Raw genomic sequence first — 16969 nt, 5'->3', positions numbered from 1 at the left:
GCATGGCACATCACCACGAATCCAAGGGTCCGGTCGGCCCCGCGCCGCTGCCGCACCAGGTGGTCTACACCACCCTGCATTACGACACCCCGTGGTCGTACGAAAGCTACCTGAAGACCGGTGGCTACGCCGCCCTGCGCAAGATCCTCGAAGAGAAGATCCCGCCGGAGCAGGTCATCGAGATGGTCAAGGCCTCGGGCCTGCGTGGCCGCGGTGGCGCAGGCTTCCCGACCGGCCTGAAGTGGTCCTTCATGCCCAAGGGCAACATGCAGAAGTACATCCTCTGCAACTCGGACGAATCCGAGCCGGGCACCTGCAAGGATCGCGACATCCTGCGCTACAACCCGCATTCGGTGGTGGAGGGCATGGCGATCGCCTGCTACGCCACCGGTTCGACCGTGGGTTACAACTACCTGCGCGGTGAGTTCCACCACGAGCCGTTCGAGCACTTCGAGCAGGCCCTGGCCGACGCCTATGCAAATGGCTGGCTGGGCAAGAACGTGATGGGCTCGGGCGTGGACATCGACATCTACGGTGCGCTGGGCGCCGGCGCGTACATCTGCGGCGAAGAAACCGCGCTGATGGAATCGCTGGAGGGCAAGAAGGGCCAGCCGCGCTACAAGCCGCCGTTCCCGGCCAACTTCGGTCTGTACGGCAAGCCGTCGACGATCAACAACACCGAAACCTATGGTTCGGTGCCGGCGATCATCCGCAACGGTCCGGAGTGGTTCAAGGGTCTGAGCCTGACCGCCAACGGCGGTCCGAAGTGCTTCTCGGTGTCCGGCTGCGTGCAGAACGGCGGCAACTTCGAAGTGCCGCTGGGCACCAAGTTCCACGACCTGCTGGAAATGGCCGGTGGCCTGCGTCCGGGCCGCACCCTCAAGGGCGCGATCCCGGGCGGCGTGTCGATGCCGGTACTGACCGCGGCCGAGCTGCAGGATCTGCCGATGGACTACGACACCATCCGTGCGCTGGGCTCCGGCCTGGGTTCGGGTGCGATCGTGGTGCTCGACGACAGCGTCTGCTGCGTCAAGTTCGCCTGCCGCATCAGCCAGTTCTTCCACAAGGAATCGTGCGGCCAGTGCACCCCGTGCCGTGAAGGCACCGGCTGGATGCACCGCGTGCTGGAGCGCATCGTCGCCGGCAAGGCCACGATGGAAGACCTGCACCAGCTGAAGGCGGTGGCCGGCCAGATCGAAGGCCACACCATCTGTGCGTTCGGTGAAGCGGCTGCATGGCCCATCCAGGGCTTCCTGCGCCAGTTCTGGGACGAATTCGAGTACTACATCGTCAACGGTCATTCGATGGTTGACGGCAAGAAGGTGGAGGCAGCCGCCGCATGAGCGCGCAACCCGTAAACCCGAACGTGCCACCGGATCACGTGACCATCGAAATCGATGGCAAGTCGCTGGTCGTGCCCAAGGGTTCGATGATCATCCAGGCGGCCGACAAGGCCGGCATTTCGATTCCGCGCTTCTGCTACCACGAGAAGCTGCCGATCGCCGCCAACTGCCGCATGTGCCTGGTGGACGTGGAAAAGTCGCCGAAGCCGGCGCCGGCCTGTGCCACCCCGGTGATGGATGGCATGAAGGTCGCCACCCGCAGCGAGAAGGCACTGAAGTTCCAGCGCTCGGTGATGGAGTTCCTGCTCATCAACCACCCGCTGGACTGCCCGATCTGCGATCAGGGCGGCGAGTGCGAGCTGCAGGACGTGTCGCTGGGCTATGGCCGTTCGGTCAGCCGCTTCAACGAGCGCAAGCGCGTGGTGCCGGACGAGGACATGGGCCCGCTGGTCGCCACCGAGATGACCCGCTGCATCCAGTGCACCCGCTGCGTCCGCTTCACCGCCGACGTTGCCGGTACCTACGAGCTGGGTGGCATGTACCGCGGTGAGAACCTGCAGATCGGTACCTTCGACGGCAAGCCGCTGACCACCGAGCTGTCCGGCAACGTCGTCGACGTCTGCCCGGTCGGCGCGCTGACCAACAAGGTGTTCCAGTTCCGCGCCCGCCCGTGGGAACTGACTGCGCGCGAATCGCTGGGTTACCACGACGCGATGGGTTCGAACCTGTTCCTGCACGTGCGTCGCGGCGAAGTGCTGCGCACCGTGCCGCGCGACAACGAAGCGGTGAACGAGTGCTGGCTGTCCGACCGTGACCGCTACTCGCACCAGGGCCTGTACAGCGAAGACCGTGCGGTCAAGCCGCTGCGCAAGGTCAATGGCGAGTGGAAGGAAGTGAGCTGGGCCGAAGGCCTGGCCGCGGCCGCCGAGATCCTCAAGGCCAACCAGGGCGACAACCTGGGCGTGCTGGTGCACCCGTCCACCTCGAACGAGGAAGGCGCGCTGCTGGCCCGCCTGGCCAAGGGCCTGGGCTCGAGCAACATCGACCACCGCATCAACAACCGCGATTTCTCCGACGCCGCAACCGCCGAAGTGTTCGGCCTGCCGCTCGCCGAGATCGAAGGCGCCGACCGCATCGTCGTTCTGGGCAGCAACATCCGCCACGAACTGCCGCTGCTGCACGCCCGCCTGCGCAAGGCGCAGACCACCAACGGCGCGAAGATCCACGTCGTCAACCCGGTGGACTTCGACTTCGCCTTCAGCATCGCCGGCAAGCAGATCGTCGCGCCGTCGAAGTTCGTCGACGCGCTGGCCAACGCCGAGCTGCGTTCGGCGGTGCAGGGCGGCAACAACACCGTGCTGATCGTCGGTGGCATCGCCGAAAACCATCCGCAGGCTGCCGCGATCCGCGCCGCCGCGCGTGACTTCGCCGCTGCGACCGGTGCCAAGCTGTGCCGCATCCCGCAGGGTGCCAACGCCGTTGGCCTGACCCGCGCAGGCGTGCTGCCGGCCGGCAAGGACGTCGCCGCAATGCTGGCGCAGCCGCGCCAGGCCTACGTGGTGTACGGCCTGGAGCCGGGTCTGGACTTCGCCGACGCCCCCGCCGCGCGCAAGGCGCTGGTCGGCGCCAAGGTGGTGGCCTTCAGCCAGTTCGCCTGCGTCTCCACCCGCGACGTTGCCGACGTGATCCTGCCGATCGGTGCGCTGCCGGAAATCGACGCCACCCTGACCAACCTCGATGGTCGCGAGCAGTCGGCGCGTGCCGGCGGCAAGCTGCCGGGCGAGGCCCGTGAGGGCTGGCGCGTGCTGCGCGCCCTGGGCGGTGAGCTGGCGGTAGCCGGTTTCGACTTCACCGACCTGGCCGGCCTGCGCGCCAGCCTGGCCCCGGTGTCGGTCGCCGTTGCCGCCTCGGCACAGCCGGTGGTTGCCGGCGAAGGCCTGGAAGTGGCTTCGACCGCCGCGATCTACCGCACCGATGCGGTGGTCCGTCGCGCCCCGGCGCTGCAGTCGCATCCGCTCAACAACGCCCCGCGCATCGTGCTGAACGCTGAAGATGCCGCTCGCCTGCAGCTGCAGGAAGGGCAGATGGCCAAGGTCGGCACCGATGCCGGCAAGGCCACCCTGCCGGTGGTGATCGACGCCCGCGTCGCTGCGGGTTCGGTCTGGATTGAATCGGGCCACGGCGCGACCGCGCCGCTGGGTGCCGCTCGCGTAACGGTGGTGGCTGCATGAACGAATTGCTGTTGAACGCGGTCGATCCGCTGCACCAGTGGCTGCTTGGCCTCGGTGACATCGGCGCGCTGATCTGGATCATCCTGAAGATCCTGGTGATCACCGTTCCGGTGATCATCTCGGTGGCCTTCTACGTGGTCTGGGAACGCAAGCTGATCGGCTGGATGCACGTCCGCCACGGCCCGATGTACGTGGGCATGGGCATCTTCCAGGCCTTCGCCGACGTCTTCAAGCTGCTGTTCAAGGAAGTGGTCCAACCGAGCAGCGCCAACAAGGCGATCTACCTGCTGGCCCCGCTGATCACCCTGGCTCCGGCCTTCGCGGCCTGGTCGGTGGTCCCCTTCGATTCGCAGATCGTGCTGTCCAACGCCAACGCCGGCCTGCTGTACCTGCTGGCGATGACCTCGCTGGGCATCTACGGCATCATCCTGGCCGGTTGGGCATCCAACTCGAAGTATGCGTTCCTGGGTGCGATGCGCGCCTCGGCGCAGATGATCAGCTACGAAATCGCCATGGGCTTCGCCCTGGTCGGCGTGATGATCGCGTCGGGCAGCCTGAACCTGAGCAACATCGTGATGGCGCAGGCTGGCAATTCCGGTTTCTTCGACTGGTTCCTGCTGCCGCTGTTCCCGCTGTTCGTCATCTACTGGGTGTCGGGCGTTGCCGAAACCAACCGCGCGCCGTTCGACGTGGTGGAAGGTGAATCGGAAATCGTCGCTGGCCACATGGTCGAGTACTCGGGCGGTGCGTTCGCGCTGTTCTTCCTGGCCGAATACGCCAACATGATCCTGATCAGCTTCCTGATCTCGATCTTCTTCCTCGGCGGCTGGCTGAGCCCCATCCAGGGCTGGGTCAACTTCGGCGACGTCTCGCCGCTGGTCGACTGGATCTGGAAGGGCGGTGCACCGTGGCTGTTCGTCAAGGTGTTCTTCTTCGCCAGTGCCTACATCTGGTTCCGTGCCAGCTTCCCGCGCTTCCGCTATGACCAGATCATGCGCCTGGGCTGGAAGGTCTTCATCCCGCTGGCCATTCTGTGGATCGCGGTTACCGCCGTCATGGTGTTCTTCGGCGTGATTCAAAAGGGCGTCTAAGTGATGAACAGGATTACCCATTACTTCAAGAGCCTGCTGCTGCTCGAACTGCTGGGCGGCCTTTGGCTGACGCTGAAGTACAGCTTCAAGCCCAAGTACACGATGATGTACCCGATGGAGAAGTTCCCGCAGTCGCCGCGCTTCCGTGGACTGCACGCCCTGCGCCGTTACCCCAACGGTGAAGAGCGCTGCATCGCCTGCAAGCTGTGTGAAGCGGTGTGCCCTGCATTGGCCATCACCATCGACTCGGCCAAGCGCGAAGACGGCACCCGCCGTACCACGCGCTATGACATCGATCTGTTCAAGTGCATCTTCTGCGGCTTCTGCGAAGAAAGCTGCCCGGTGGACTCGATCGTCGAAACCCACATCCTCGAGTATCACTTCGAGAATCGTGGCGAAAACATCGTTACCAAGCCGCAGCTGCTGGCCCTGGGCGACCGTCTCGAGTCCGAGATCGCCGAGCGTCGCGCCGCCGATGCCGCTTACCGCTGAGGTCGAGAGATGGATTGGGTAAATATCGCTTTCTGGGTGTTCGCCATCGCGGCAACGGTTTCGGCCGGTGCGGTGATCAGCGTGCGCAACCCGGTTCACGCCGTGCTCTGCCTGGTGCTGACCTTCTTCTCCATTGCCTGCGTGTGGCTGCTGGTCGGCGCCGAGTTCCTCGGCGTGGCGCTGGTGCTGGTCTACGTCGGCGCGGTGATGGTGCTGTTCCTGTTCGTGGTGATGATGCTCGACATCGACCCCACCAAGCTGCGTGAGGGCTGGGTCCGCTACCTGCCGGTCGGTCTCATTGTTGCCGTGGCGATGCTGGTGCAGATGCTGATCCTGATCGGCGTGAAGGGCAGGGCGGTCAACCCGTTCCCGGCCGACAACGCCGCCGCGGTCGCTGCCGACAGCTCCAACGTCACCTGGCTGGCGCGTACGCTGTTCACCGAGTACCTGCTGCCGTTCGAGTTCGCCGCCGTCATCCTGACCGTGGCCGTGGTTGCCGCCGTGATGCTGACCCTGCGCCGCCGTACCGGCGTGAAGAGCCAGAACCCGGGTGAGCAGACCATGGTCAAGGCCGGCCAGCGCCTGCGCATGGTCAAGATGGGCGCCGAAGCGCCGGTCGTGCACAGCAACAGCAAGCCGGCCGCCGGCGAGGAGACCCAGCCGTGATTACCCTTGGCCACATCCTTGCGCTGGGCGCGGTGCTGTTCGCCATCAGCCTGGCCGGCATCTTCCTCAACCGGAAGAACGTCATCGTCCTGCTGATGTCGATCGAACTGATGCTGCTGTCGGTGAACATCAACTTCGTCGGCTTCTCGCGTCAGCTGGGCGATCCGTCCGGCCAGCTGTTCGTGTTCTTCATCCTGACCGTCGCCGCCGCGGAAGCCGCCATCGGCCTGGCGATCCTGGTGACCCTGTTCCGTACCCGCCGCACGATCAATGTCGGCGAAGTCGATTCGTTGAAGGGCTGATCCACAGATGGAAATCACTCTCTCCAAGAGTCTGTTGATCGCAGTGGTGCTTGCACCGCTGTTCGGCAGCATCATCGCCGGCCTGTTCGGTCGCCAGGTCAAGCGCTTCGGCGCGCAGACCATCACCATCCTCGGCGTCGCGGTTGCCTGCGGCCTGTCGATGTACACGCTCTACCAGTTGCTGTGGGGCGGCGCGCAGCCGTTCAACCAGAACATCTACACGTTCTTCGAAGTCGGCCAGTACTCGGCCCACGTCGGTTTCATGGTCGACAAGCTGACCGCGATGATGATGGTGGTGGTGACCTTCGTGTCGCTGCTGGTCCACATCTACACGATCGGCTACATGCAGGACGATCCGGGCTACCAGCGGTTCTTCAGCTACATCTCGCTGTTCACCTTCTCGATGCTCACCCTGGTGATGAGCAACAACTTCCTGCAGCTGTTCTTCGGCTGGGAAGCGGTGGGCCTGGTGTCGTACCTGCTGATCGGCTTCTGGTTCAAGCGCCCGACCGCGATCTTCGCCAACATGAAGGCGTTCCTGGTCAACCGCGTCGGTGACTTCGGCTTCCTGCTGGGTATCGCCGGCGTGCTGTGGGTGTTCGGCACCCTGGACTACTCGCAGGTGTTCTCGCAGGCCGGCATGCTGGCTGACCCGCGCGCCCAGCTGCAGATCTGGGACGGCACGATCCTGGGCATGCAGCTGCTGAACGAGCCGGTGATCTGGTCGATCGCCACCGTCATCTGCATCTGCCTGTTCATCGGCGCCATGGGCAAGTCGGCCCAGGTCCCGCTGCACGTGTGGCTGCCGGACTCGATGGAAGGCCCGACCCCGATCTCGGCACTGATCCACGCCGCGACGATGGTGACCGCCGGTATCTTCATGGTCACCCGCATGTCGCCGCTGTTCGAGCTGTCGCAGACGGCGCTGAACTTCGTGCTGTTCATCGGTGCCACCACCGCGTTCTTCACCGGCCTGATCGGCATCGTGCAGAACGACATCAAGCGCGTCGTCGCGTACTCCACGCTGTCGCAGCTGGGCTACATGACGGTTGCACTGGGCGTGTCGGCGTACTCGGCCGCCGTGTTCCACCTGATGACCCACGCTTTCTTCAAGGCGCTGCTGTTCCTGGGTGCCGGCTCGGTCATCATCGCGATGCACCACGAGCAGGACATGCGCAAGATGGGCGGCCTGCGCAAGTACATGCCGATCACCTTCGTCACCATGTGGATCGGTACCCTGGCCCTGGTCGGTACGCCGTTCTTCTCCGGCTTCTACTCGAAGGACACCATCATCGAGGCGGCCGAGATCCACGCCCACATGCAGAACAGCTGGGTGGCCACCTATGGCTACTGGGCGGTGCTGGGTGGCGTGCTGGTGACCAGCTTCTACAGCTTCCGCCTGCTGTTCATGACCTTCCACGGCAAGGAGCGTTTCCGCGACGCGCACGACGATCATGGCCACGGCCATGACGATCACCACGCCGCCGATGCCCACCATGGCGATGCCCATGACGACCACGGCCATGGCCACGGTCCGCATGAGCCGCATGAAACCCCGTGGGTGGTGACCCTGCCGCTGATCCTGCTGGCCATCCCGTCGATCGCCATCGGTTTCTTCAGCATCGGTCCGATGCTGCACGGCACCGACTGGGCCGGCAACCATGCGCACGAGGCGATCAAGGGCCAGGCGCAGACGTTCTTCACCGGCATCGTCGACTTCTACGATCCGGCCAAGAACACCGTCGCGTTCCTGGGTGAAGAGTTCCATGGCCCGGTCGCGTTCGCGCTGCACGGCATGATGCTGCCGCCGTTCTGGCTGACCCTGGCGGGCTTCCTGCTGGCTGCGCTGTTCTACCTGTGGAAGCCGGACCTCTCGGGCAAGGCACGCAAGACCTTCGCCCCGATCGTTTCGGTGCTGGAAAACAAGTACGGCTTCGACAAGCTGTGGATCGATGGCTTTGCCGGTGGCAGCGTCAAGCTGGGCAAGGTCTCGCGCTGGATCGACAGCAACATCGTCGACGGCGTGGTCAATCTCTCGGCACGTGTTGTGGACGTTGCAGCCGGCGTGCTGCGTCGTACCCAATCCGGTTTCCTCTATCACTACGCCTTCGCGATGATCATCGGCCTGATTGCCCTGCTGGGCGTGCTGATGCATTACCTGCGTTGATGACCTGTACGGAATAAGAAGACGTGTCGAACTGGCCTCTACTCAGTGTCCTCATCTGGCTGCCGATCATCGGTGGCGCCCTGATCCTTGCGATCCGTGATGCACAGACTGCCCGCTGGGCGTCGCTGGGCGTCGCGGTGCTCACCTTCGTTGCAAGCCTCTCGCTGCTGAGCGGCTACAACGCGGGCATCGACGGCCTGCAGTTCGTCGAGACCCATGCCTGGATCCCGGCGTACAAGATCGGCTACAACCTGGGCGTGGACGGCATTGCCGTGGCGCTGATCCTGCTGACCACCCTGGTCAGCGTGCTTGCCCTGATCGGCGCCTGGAGCGCCATCGACAAGCGCGTCAACCAGTACGTGGCGGCCTTCCTGATCCTGGAAGGCGTCACCGTCGGCATCTTCGCCGCGACGGACGCGATGCTGTTCTACGTGTTCTTCGAAGCCATGCTGATCCCGATGTTCCTGATCATCGGTGTCTGGGGTGGCCCGCGCCGCATCTACGCAGCACTGAAGTTCTTCCTGTACACCTTCCTCGGCTCGGTGCTGATGCTGGTGGCGCTGATCTACCTGTACATGAAGGGCGGCAGCTTCCAGCTGGCCGACCTGTACGCGCTGCCGCTGTCGGCCAAGGAACAGACCTGGATCTTCTTTGCCTTCCTGATCGCCTTCGCGGTCAAGGTGCCGATGTTCCCGGTCCACACCTGGCTGCCGGATGCCCACGTGGAAGCGCCGACCGCCGGTTCGGTGATCCTGGCCGCCATCGCCCTGAAGATCGGTGGCTACGGCTTCCTGCGCTTCAACCTGCCGATCGTCCCGGACGCGTCGCAGGAATGGGCCTGGCTGGTGATCGCGCTGTCGCTGATCGCGGTGATCTACGTCGGCCTGGTCGCCCTGGTGCAGGACGACATGAAGAAGCTGATCGCCTATTCGTCGATCGCGCACATGGGCTTCGTCACCCTGGGCACCTTCATCGCCCTGTGGCTGGTGCGTGAAGCCGGCAACGCCGATGCTGCCCGCCTGGGCCTGCAGGGCGCCATGGTGCAGATGATCTCGCACGGCTTCGTGTCCGGTGCGATGTTCTCCTGTGTCGGCGTGCTGTACGACCGCATGCACAGCCGCCGCATCGCCGATTACGGCGGCGTGGTCAACGTGATGCCGTGGTTCGCCACCTTCGCCATGCTGTTCTTCATGGCCAATGCGGGCCTGCCGGGCACCAGCGGTTTCGTCGGCGAGTTCATGGTCATCCTGTCGGCCTTCCAGCGTAATCCGTGGATCGCACTGGGCGCGGCCACCACCCTGATCATCGGCGCCGCCTACACCCTGTGGCTGTACAAGCGCATCTTCTTCGGCGAAGTGGCCAACAGCCACGTGGCCGAACTGAAGGACATCAACGGCCGCGAATGGCTGGTGCTGGGCGTGTTCGCCATCGGCGTGCTGGCCCTGGGCATCTACCCCAAGCCGCTGACCGACCTGATGGAGCCCTCGATCGCGAAGCTGGCGATGCAGATCGCATCCAGCAAGCTGCTGTAATTCCAGGATTTGATGATGACCACCTCGCCGCTGCTGCCATTGACCGCCGCTGACCTGCCACCGCTCGCTCCCGAGCTGGTGCTGATCGGCAGCGCCTTCGCCCTGATGATCCTCGACCTGTTCGTCAGCAACCGGAACAAGATCGTCACCCACCTGTTCTCGCTCGCTGCGCTGGCCGTGGTGCTGTTCATGCTGGCCACCGGCGTGGGCGGGCAGGGCGAGGTCTTCCATGGCATGTTCGTGCGCGATACCGCCGCGGACGTGATGAAGACCGGGATCGTGCTGCTCAGCGGCCTGACCCTGGTCTACGGCTGGCGCTACCTGCGTGACCGCAACCTGTTCCAGGGCGAGATCCCGGTGCTGATCCTGTTCGGCACCGCCGGCATGATGATCCTGGTCTCGGCCGGCAGCCTGCTGATGGTCTACCTGGGCCTGGAACTGCTGGCGCTGTGCTCCTACGCACTGGTTGCCAGCAACCGTGAGAACGGTCTGGCCTCAGAAGCGGCGATGAAGTACATCGTGCTGGGTTCGCTGGCCTCGGGCCTGCTGCTGTACGGCATGTCGCTGATCTACGGCGCCACCGGCAGCCTCCACCTGGACGTCATCCGCGAGGCCATCCCGCACTCGGAAGAGCGCGTGCTGCTGATCACCGGTGCGGTGTTCATGATCGCCGGCGTCGCCTTCAAGCTGGGTGCCGCACCGTTCCACATGTGGCTGCCGGACGTGTACCAGGGTGCTCCGGCACCGATCGCACTGTTCATCAGCTCGGCGCCGAAGCTGGCCGCCTTCGGCATGGCCTACCGCCTGCTGGAAATGGGCGTGGGTCCGCTGTCGACTGAGCTGCAGCTGCTGATCGCCGGCCTGGCCGCGGTCTCGCTGGTCATCGGCAACCTGATGGCCATCGCGCAGAGCAACCTCAAGCGCATGCTGGCATTCTCCACCGTCTCGCACATCGGCTTCCTGCTGATGGGCATCGCCGGTGGTGGCGCGCAGGGCTATGCCGCCGCGCTGTTCTACGCACTGGCCTACGCCATCATGTCCACCGCCGCCTTCGGCGCGATCATCGCGCTGTCGCGTGCCGGTTTCGAAGCCGAGAACATCGAGGACTTCAAGGGCCTCAATGCCCGCAACCCGTGGATGGCCGGCCTGGTGCTGTGCATCATGGCGTCGCTGGCCGGCATTCCGCCGTTCCTGGGCTTCTGGACCAAGCTGGCGGTGCTGGGCGCGGCCGTCAACGGGGGCCTGCTGTGGCTGGCCATCCTCGGCGTGCTGTGTGCCGTGGTCGGCTGCTTCTACTACCTGCGCGTCATCAAGGTCATGTACTTCGATGAGCCGGTGGGCGAGGCCATGCCGCGCAGCAACGACCGCGTGCTGGGCCTGGTGCTGGGCGTGAACGCGCTGGCGCTGCTGGCGCTGGGCCTGGCCTGGAACCCGATCATGGTCTGGTGCCAGCAGGCATTTGCGCATCTTGCATAAAAGTTGACACAAAGCTGCGCGATTCGTGTAATATGCGCAGCCTGAGTTGTCACTGCAGCGGTTCAGCCAGAACATCGTTGCGGTAGCCCTCCTCGAAAGAGAGCAGGGCAGCAGTTCAAACACTTCCGGTGCGGGGTGGAGCAGTCTGGCAGCTCGTCGGGCTCATAACCCGAAGGTCGCAGGTTCAAATCCTGCCCCCGCTACCAACTTCAGATCGGCGCCAACCGGTTTGATGAATGAGGGAAGGCTTGCAGGTTTTGAAGTTATGCCTCATAATTCCGCTTCTGATGCGGGGTGGAGCAGTCTGGCAGCTCGTCGGGCTCATAACCCGAAGGTCGCAGGTTCAAATCCTGCCCCCGCTACCAAGTAAAGAGATCGCCTTCGAAGTCCTGCTTCGAAGGCGTTTTTCTTTGGGTGGCTGCGTCGTTTCTGCGTGATCGGGGTCAGCTCCCTTTTCCGCGGGAAAGGGGGCTGACCCCAGGTCCGCACCTTGCACCAGCGCGGTGCAGCCGCTATCATCAGCGGCCTAGCAGTACCCCTGAAGGCGGCCTCCCGGCGGGAGTCCGGACCCGGAAGGAGGGCCGCAACCGGCAGGCACTGCAGGTTGCAACCGGAATCCAGTCACCGGAGTCTTTCCGGAAAAGGGGCCCAGCGGGCCCTTTGTCGTTTCCGGGGCGTCATGTTTTCACGCCGGCCAAGGCCGGCACCCAACCAAGAGATCAAGGCAGGCTGTGAGCGACAAGGCAACCGACATCGCGAATCTGCTCGCCCCGACCGTTGTGTCGCTGGGCCTGGAGCTGCTGGGCGTTGAGTATCTGCCGGCCCCCGGCGGTGCGACCCTGCGCCTTTACATCGACGTGCCGCTGGCTGAACAGCCCGAGCGCATCATCAATGTCGACGACTGCGAGCGGGTCAGCCGCGAAGTGTCGGCGCAGCTGGACGTCGAAGACCCGATCAGCGGCAATTACACGCTGGAAGTGTCCTCGCCGGGCGTGGATCGCCCGCTGTTCAACCTGGAGCAGTTCGCTCGCCACCAGGGTGAATCGGCCAAGGTCACGCTGAAGCTGCCGCAGGACAACCGTCGTCGCCTGCAGGGCCGTATCGAAGCGACCGACGAGGCCGCAGGCACCATCACCTTCATCGTCGACAAGACCGAAGTGGTGGTGTCGGCCGACAACATCGACAAGGCACGGATCATGCCCGACTGGGTGGCGCTGGGGCTGGCCCCGAGCAAGCCGACCGGTCCGGCACCGAAGCGTCCGAAGCCGAACACGAATTCTTCTTCCAACGAGCCGGCGGCAAAGAAGCCGCGCGCGGAGTGAGCCAATGAGCAAGGAACTGTTGCTGGTAGTCGACGCGGTCGCCAACGAGAAGGGCGTGCCGCGTGAAGTGATCTTCGATGCCATCGAGGCCGCCCTGGCCTCGGCAGCGAAGAAGCGCTATCCCGACGAGGAAGTGCTGACCCGCGTGGTCATCGACCATAAGGATGGCAGCTACGAAACCTTCCGTCGCTGGGAAGTGGTGGCCGATGACGTGGTCATGGAATCGCCGGACCGCCAGATCCGCCTGATGGACGCCGTCGATGAAGCCGAAGGCGTGGACGTCGGCGACTACATCGAAGAGCAGATCGAGAACCCGGACTTCGGCCGCATTGCCGCCCAGGCCGCCAAGCAGGTCATCGTCCAGCGCGTGCGCGAAGCCGAGCGCCAGCAGGTCGTGGATGCATGGAAGGATCGCGTGGGTGAGCTGATCACCGGTGTGGTCAAGCGCGCCGAGCGCGGCAACATCTATGTCGACCTCGGTGGCAACGCCGAAGGCTTCATCCCGAAGGACAAGGGCATTCCGCGCGACGTGCTGCGCGCCGGTGACCGCGTGCGCGGCTACCTGGCCGAAGTCCGTTCGGAACCGCGTGGCCCGCAGCTGTTCATCAGCCGCGCCGCCCCGGAATTCATGATCGAGCTGTTCAAGCTGGAAGTGCCGGAAGTCGGCCAGGGCCTGGTGGAAATCAAGGCCTGCGCCCGCGATCCGGGCGACCGCGCCAAGATCGCCGTGCTCGCCCACGACCAGCGCACCGATCCGATCGGTGCCTGCATCGGCATGCGCGGTTCGCGCGTGCAGGCCGTGTCCAACGAGCTCAATGGCGAGCGCGTGGACATCGTGCTGTGGAACGACAACCCGGCCAACTTCGTCATCAACGCGATGGCGCCGGCCGAAGTGCAGTCGATCATCGTCGATGAAGACAAGCACTCGATGGACCTGGCCGTTGCCGAAGACCGCCTGGCCCAGGCGATCGGCAAGGGCGGCCAGAACGTGCGCCTGGCCAGCCGCCTGACCGGCTGGCAGCTCAACGTGATGACCCAGGACCAGGTCACCGCCAAGTCGGAGGCCGAGCAGGCTTCGGCCCGCCAGCTGTTCATGGACAAGCTGGAAGTGGACGAGGAAATCGCCGGCATCCTGGTGAGCGAAGGCTTCGGCACCGTCGAGGAAATCGCATATGTCCCGGTCGGCGAACTGCTGGCCGTGGAAGGTTTCGACGAAGACATCGTCGAAGAGCTGCGCGCTCGTGCCCGCGATGCGCTGCTCAATGAGGCCCTGGCAGTCGAGGAAGGCCTTGAAGACGGCCAGCCGGCGCAGGATCTGCTGTCCCTGAAGGGCATGGACGAAGCCACCGCGTATGCGCTGGCCGGCCACGGCGTGCGCACCAGTGAGGACCTGTCCGACCTGGCCGCCGACGAGGTCATGGACTTCGGCATCGAAGGGCTGGATCAGGCGCGCGCCGCTGCGCTGATCCTGGCCGCACGTGCCGAGGAGATCGCCCGACTGGAACGCGGCGAATGAGCCGGCAATGAACAGGGCCCTGAGCCGCTCAGGGCGTAGAATCCGCGCCACCTCCAGATGCGGGGGGGCGCCCACAAGATCATAGGATCCGAATGTCGCAGCAAACCACCATCCGCAAGCTTGCCGAACTGGTCAACACGCCGGTCGAAAAACTGCTGGAACAGCTGGCCGGTGCCGGCATGAAGTTCAGCGGTCCCGACCAGGTCGTGACCAGCACCGAGAAGGTGAAGCTCCTGGGCTTCCTTCGTCGTTCGCACGGCAAGCCCGAGCAGGCCCCGGAAGAAACTGATCAGTCTGCAAAGAAGATCACGCTCAACCGCCGGAAACAGCAGGAAGTGACGGTCAGTTCCGGTCGCAGCAAGACGACCGTGAATGTCGAGGTGCGCCAGAAGCGTACCTACGTCAAGGATGGTGCTCGCGCCATGACCCCGGACGAAGAGCGCGCCGACATCCTGCGCAAGCTGGAAGAGTCGCGTGCGCGCAACCTTGCCGAACAGCAGGCCCTGGCCGAGAAGGATCGTCTGCGCGACGAAGCCATCGTCCGTGCCCGTGAGGAAGAGGTTGCGGCCAAGGAACGCGCAGAGGCCGAGAAGAAGGCCGCCGAGGAAGCTGCGGCCGCCGCCAAGGCTGCCGAGGCGCTGGCGGCCAGCAAGCCCAAGCGCGCTCCGATCGATGAAACCGCGCCGCGCCCGCCGCGTGCTCCGGCCGCCGCTCCGGCTGCGCCGCGCAGCGCTCCGCCGCCGCCGCGCAACGACGACCGCAACAACCGCAGTGCGCCGCGCAACGAGCGTGGCCCGGGCGACCGTTTCGCCGGCCAGATGCACCTGTCGGCTGCCGACCGCGCGCGTCGTGGCAACAGCAACAACAGCAACACCCGTGGTCGTCCGGGCGGGCGTAACCAGGCCGGTGGCCGTCGAGACATGTCGCGCGGTGGCAACAATGCAGGTCCGCACGCCTTCGAGCGTCCGACCGCGCCGGTGGTGCGTGAAGTGGCGATCGGCGACACGATCACCGTGGCCGACCTGGCGCAGAAGCTCGCGCTGAAGGGCGGCGAGGTGGTCAAGGCGCTGTTCAAGATGGGCGTGATGGCCACCATCACCCAGTCCATCGACCATGACACCGCCGCGCTGGTGACCGAGGAACTCGGCCACAAGGCGATCCGCGCCAACGACAACGACGCCGAAGACGCGCTGCTGGCCTCGACCGGTGAAAACCAGGGCGAAGCCACCCAGCGTCCGCCGGTGGTCACCATCATGGGTCACGTCGACCACGGCAAGACCTCGCTGCTGGATTACATCCGCCGCACCAAGGTCGCCACCGGCGAAGCCGGCGGCATCACCCAGCACATCGGTGCCTACCACGTGGATACGCCGAAGGGCGTGATCAGCTTCCTGGATACCCCGGGCCATGCTGCCTTCACCTCGATGCGTGCGCGTGGTGCCAAGCTGACCGACATCGTGGTGCTGGTCGTGGCCGCCGATGACGGCGTCATGCCGCAGACCAAGGAAGCGATCCAGCACGCCCGTTCGGCGGGTGTGCCGCTGATCGTGGCGATCAACAAGATCGACAAGTCCGACGCCGATCCGATGCGGGTCAAGAATGAGCTGCTGTCCGAACAGGTCGTGTCTGAAGACTTCGGTGGTGACACCCAGATGGTGGAGATCTCGGCCAAGACCGGCCTGGGCATCGACGACCTGCTGGACGCCATCTCGATCCAGGCCGAACTGCTGGAACTGAAGGCCGTCGATGAAGGCCGCGCCTCGGGCGTGGTGATCGAATCGTCGCTGGACAAGGGCCGTGGCCCGGTTGCTACCGTGCTGGTGCAGCAGGGCCGCCTGAAAAAGGGCGATTACCTGGTGTGCGGCATCCAGTACGGCCGCGTGCGTGCGCTGTTCGACGAGACAGGCAAGCAGCCGGAGTTCGCCGGTCCGTCCATCCCGGTGCAGGTCTTGGGCCTGTCCGGCGTGCCGGAAGCCGGTGACGACTTCGTGGTGGTCGAGGACGAGCGCCTGGCCAAGGACGTTGCCCAGCAGCGCGAGACCAAGCGTCGTGAATCGCGCCTGGTCGCCACCGCTGGCAGCCGCATGGAAGACATCATGGCGACCCTGGGCAAGGGCGAGGGCCAGCAGGTCCTCAACCTGGTCATCAAGGCCGACGTGCAGGGTTCGGTGCAGGCGCTGAGCCAGGCGCTGGTCGCGCTGTCCAACGAAGACATCCGCATCAACGTGATCCACTCCGGCGTGGGCGGCATCACCGAATCGGACGCCAACTCGGCGGCCGCTTCGAAGGCCACCGTCATCGGCTTCAACGTGCGTGCGGACGCTTCGGCCCGTCGCATCATCGAATCCAACGGCGTCGATCTGCGTTACTTCTCGATCATCTATGACGTGATCGATCAGGTGAAGCAGGTGGCTTCCGGTCTGCTGGGCGTGGAGATCCGCGAAGAGATCATCGGTATCGCCGAGGTCCGCGACGTTTTCCGCAGCTCCAAGCTGGGCGCCGTGGCCGGCTCGATGGTCATCGAGGGCGTGGTCAAGCGCAACAAGCCGATCCGCGTGCTGCGCGACAGCGTGGTGATCTTCGAGGGCGAGCTGGAATCGCTGCGTCGCTTCAAGGAGAACGTCGAGGAAGTCCGCAACGGTACCGAATGCGGTATCGCGGTGAAGGCCTACAACGACGTCAAGCCGGGCGACCAGATCGAGTGCTTCGAGCGTATCGAAGTGCCGCGCACCCTGTAATGCTGCAAGGTGGCCCGACCAACGGTCGGGCCCCACCCTGGACCTGTAGCGGCCCGCCCGTTGGGGGGGGGCCCACGAGAACAAGGGTGCGCC

Annotated in this window: 12 protein-coding genes and 2 tRNA genes; all 14 read left to right on the top strand. The window is 64.8% G+C overall.

Annotated features, from left to right (window positions below):
- Positions 1–2 precede the first annotated feature (2 nt).
- The 14 genes from nuoF to infB all read left to right on the top strand — a co-directional run bounded on the left by nuoF (position 3) and on the right by infB (position 16876).
- Positions 3–1343: an NADH-quinone oxidoreductase subunit NuoF gene (gene nuoF, locus V3B25_RS10460; protein WP_006381131.1), complete on the top strand. Its 1341-nt coding sequence runs from the start codon at positions 3–5 to the stop codon at positions 1341–1343.
- Positions 1340–3574, top strand: coding sequence for an NADH-quinone oxidoreductase subunit NuoG (gene nuoG / locus V3B25_RS10455; RefSeq protein ID WP_006381130.1), 2235 nt, complete (start codon positions 1340–1342; stop codon positions 3572–3574). The genes nuoF and nuoG overlap by 4 nt, the downstream gene beginning before the upstream one ends.
- Positions 3571–4665 carry an NADH-quinone oxidoreductase subunit NuoH gene (gene nuoH, locus V3B25_RS10450; RefSeq protein ID WP_006381129.1) on the top strand — a complete coding sequence of 365 codons (1095 nt, stop codon included), beginning with the start codon at positions 3571–3573 and terminating at the stop codon, positions 4663–4665. Before nuoG ends, nuoH begins: the two co-directional genes overlap by 4 nt.
- Positions 4666–4668: 3 nt before the next feature.
- The gene (nuoI, locus tag V3B25_RS10445) at positions 4669–5157 is read left to right on the top strand and encodes an NADH-quinone oxidoreductase subunit NuoI (RefSeq protein ID WP_006381128.1); all 489 of its coding nucleotides are present in this window, start codon (positions 4669–4671) and stop codon (positions 5155–5157) included.
- Between the two features lie 9 nt (positions 5158–5166).
- Positions 5167–5823, top strand: a complete 657-nt coding sequence (locus V3B25_RS10440) for an NADH-quinone oxidoreductase subunit J (protein WP_032128645.1) — start codon at positions 5167–5169, stop codon at positions 5821–5823.
- Positions 5820–6125: an NADH-quinone oxidoreductase subunit NuoK gene (gene nuoK / locus V3B25_RS10435; RefSeq protein ID WP_005417921.1), complete on the top strand. Its 306-nt coding sequence runs from the start codon at positions 5820–5822 to the stop codon at positions 6123–6125. Before V3B25_RS10440 ends, nuoK begins: the two co-directional genes overlap by 4 nt.
- Positions 6126–6132: 7 nt before the next feature.
- Positions 6133–8292, top strand: a complete 2160-nt coding sequence (gene nuoL / locus V3B25_RS10430) for an NADH-quinone oxidoreductase subunit L (protein WP_329810633.1) — start codon at positions 6133–6135, stop codon at positions 8290–8292.
- Positions 8293–8315: 23 nt separating this feature from the next.
- Positions 8316–9824 (top strand): NADH-quinone oxidoreductase subunit M, encoded by a 1509-nt coding sequence (locus tag V3B25_RS10425; protein ID WP_005410452.1) that lies wholly within the window; start codon positions 8316–8318, stop codon positions 9822–9824.
- A gap of 15 nt (positions 9825–9839) precedes the next feature.
- The gene (nuoN, locus tag V3B25_RS10420) at positions 9840–11300 is read left to right on the top strand and encodes an NADH-quinone oxidoreductase subunit NuoN (RefSeq protein WP_049423844.1); all 1461 of its coding nucleotides are present in this window, start codon (positions 9840–9842) and stop codon (positions 11298–11300) included.
- 129 nt (positions 11301–11429) lie between these two features.
- Positions 11430–11506 (top strand) — tRNA-Met (locus V3B25_RS10415).
- 82 nt (positions 11507–11588) lie between these two features.
- A tRNA-Met gene (locus V3B25_RS10410) sits at positions 11589–11665 on the top strand.
- 366 nt (positions 11666–12031) lie between these two features.
- Positions 12032–12622 (top strand): ribosome maturation factor RimP, encoded by a 591-nt coding sequence (gene rimP, locus V3B25_RS10405; RefSeq protein WP_005410450.1) that lies wholly within the window; start codon positions 12032–12034, stop codon positions 12620–12622.
- Between the two features lie 4 nt (positions 12623–12626).
- A complete protein-coding gene (gene nusA, locus V3B25_RS10400; RefSeq protein ID WP_005410449.1) occupies positions 12627–14138 on the top strand; it encodes a transcription termination factor NusA in 1512 nt (503 codons plus the stop codon).
- A 92-nt stretch (positions 14139–14230) separates the two neighbouring features.
- Positions 14231–16876 (top strand): translation initiation factor IF-2, encoded by a 2646-nt coding sequence (gene infB, locus V3B25_RS10395; protein ID WP_329810632.1) that lies wholly within the window; start codon positions 14231–14233, stop codon positions 16874–16876.
- Positions 16877–16969: the final 93 nt, after the last annotated feature.

This window comes from Stenotrophomonas sp. SMYL8 (genome assembly GCF_036320065.1).
Lineage (GTDB): Bacteria > Pseudomonadota > Gammaproteobacteria > Xanthomonadales > Xanthomonadaceae > Stenotrophomonas > Stenotrophomonas maltophilia_A.
This window is presented reverse-complemented; position numbering and strand designations above follow the sequence as displayed.

Bases quoted from the DNA above. Each gene is read 5' to 3' on its own strand.
- nuoF (WP_006381131.1), top strand. From the start codon at position 3: ATGGCACATCACCACGAATCCAAGGGTCCGGTCGGCCCCGCGCCGCTG.
- nuoG (WP_006381130.1), top strand. From the start codon at position 1,340: ATGAGCGCGCAACCCGTAAACCCGAACGTGCCACCGGATCACGTGACC.
- nuoH (WP_006381129.1), top strand. From the start codon at position 3,571: ATGAACGAATTGCTGTTGAACGCGGTCGATCCGCTGCACCAGTGGCTG.
- nuoI (WP_006381128.1), top strand. From the start codon at position 4,669: ATGAACAGGATTACCCATTACTTCAAGAGCCTGCTGCTGCTCGAACTG.
- V3B25_RS10440 (WP_032128645.1), top strand. From the start codon at position 5,167: ATGGATTGGGTAAATATCGCTTTCTGGGTGTTCGCCATCGCGGCAACG.
- nuoL (WP_329810633.1), top strand. From the start codon at position 6,133: ATGGAAATCACTCTCTCCAAGAGTCTGTTGATCGCAGTGGTGCTTGCA.
- nuoN (WP_049423844.1), top strand. From the start codon at position 9,840: ATGACCACCTCGCCGCTGCTGCCATTGACCGCCGCTGACCTGCCACCG.
- nusA (WP_005410449.1), top strand. From the start codon at position 12,627: ATGAGCAAGGAACTGTTGCTGGTAGTCGACGCGGTCGCCAACGAGAAG.
- infB (WP_329810632.1), top strand. From the start codon at position 14,231: ATGTCGCAGCAAACCACCATCCGCAAGCTTGCCGAACTGGTCAACACG.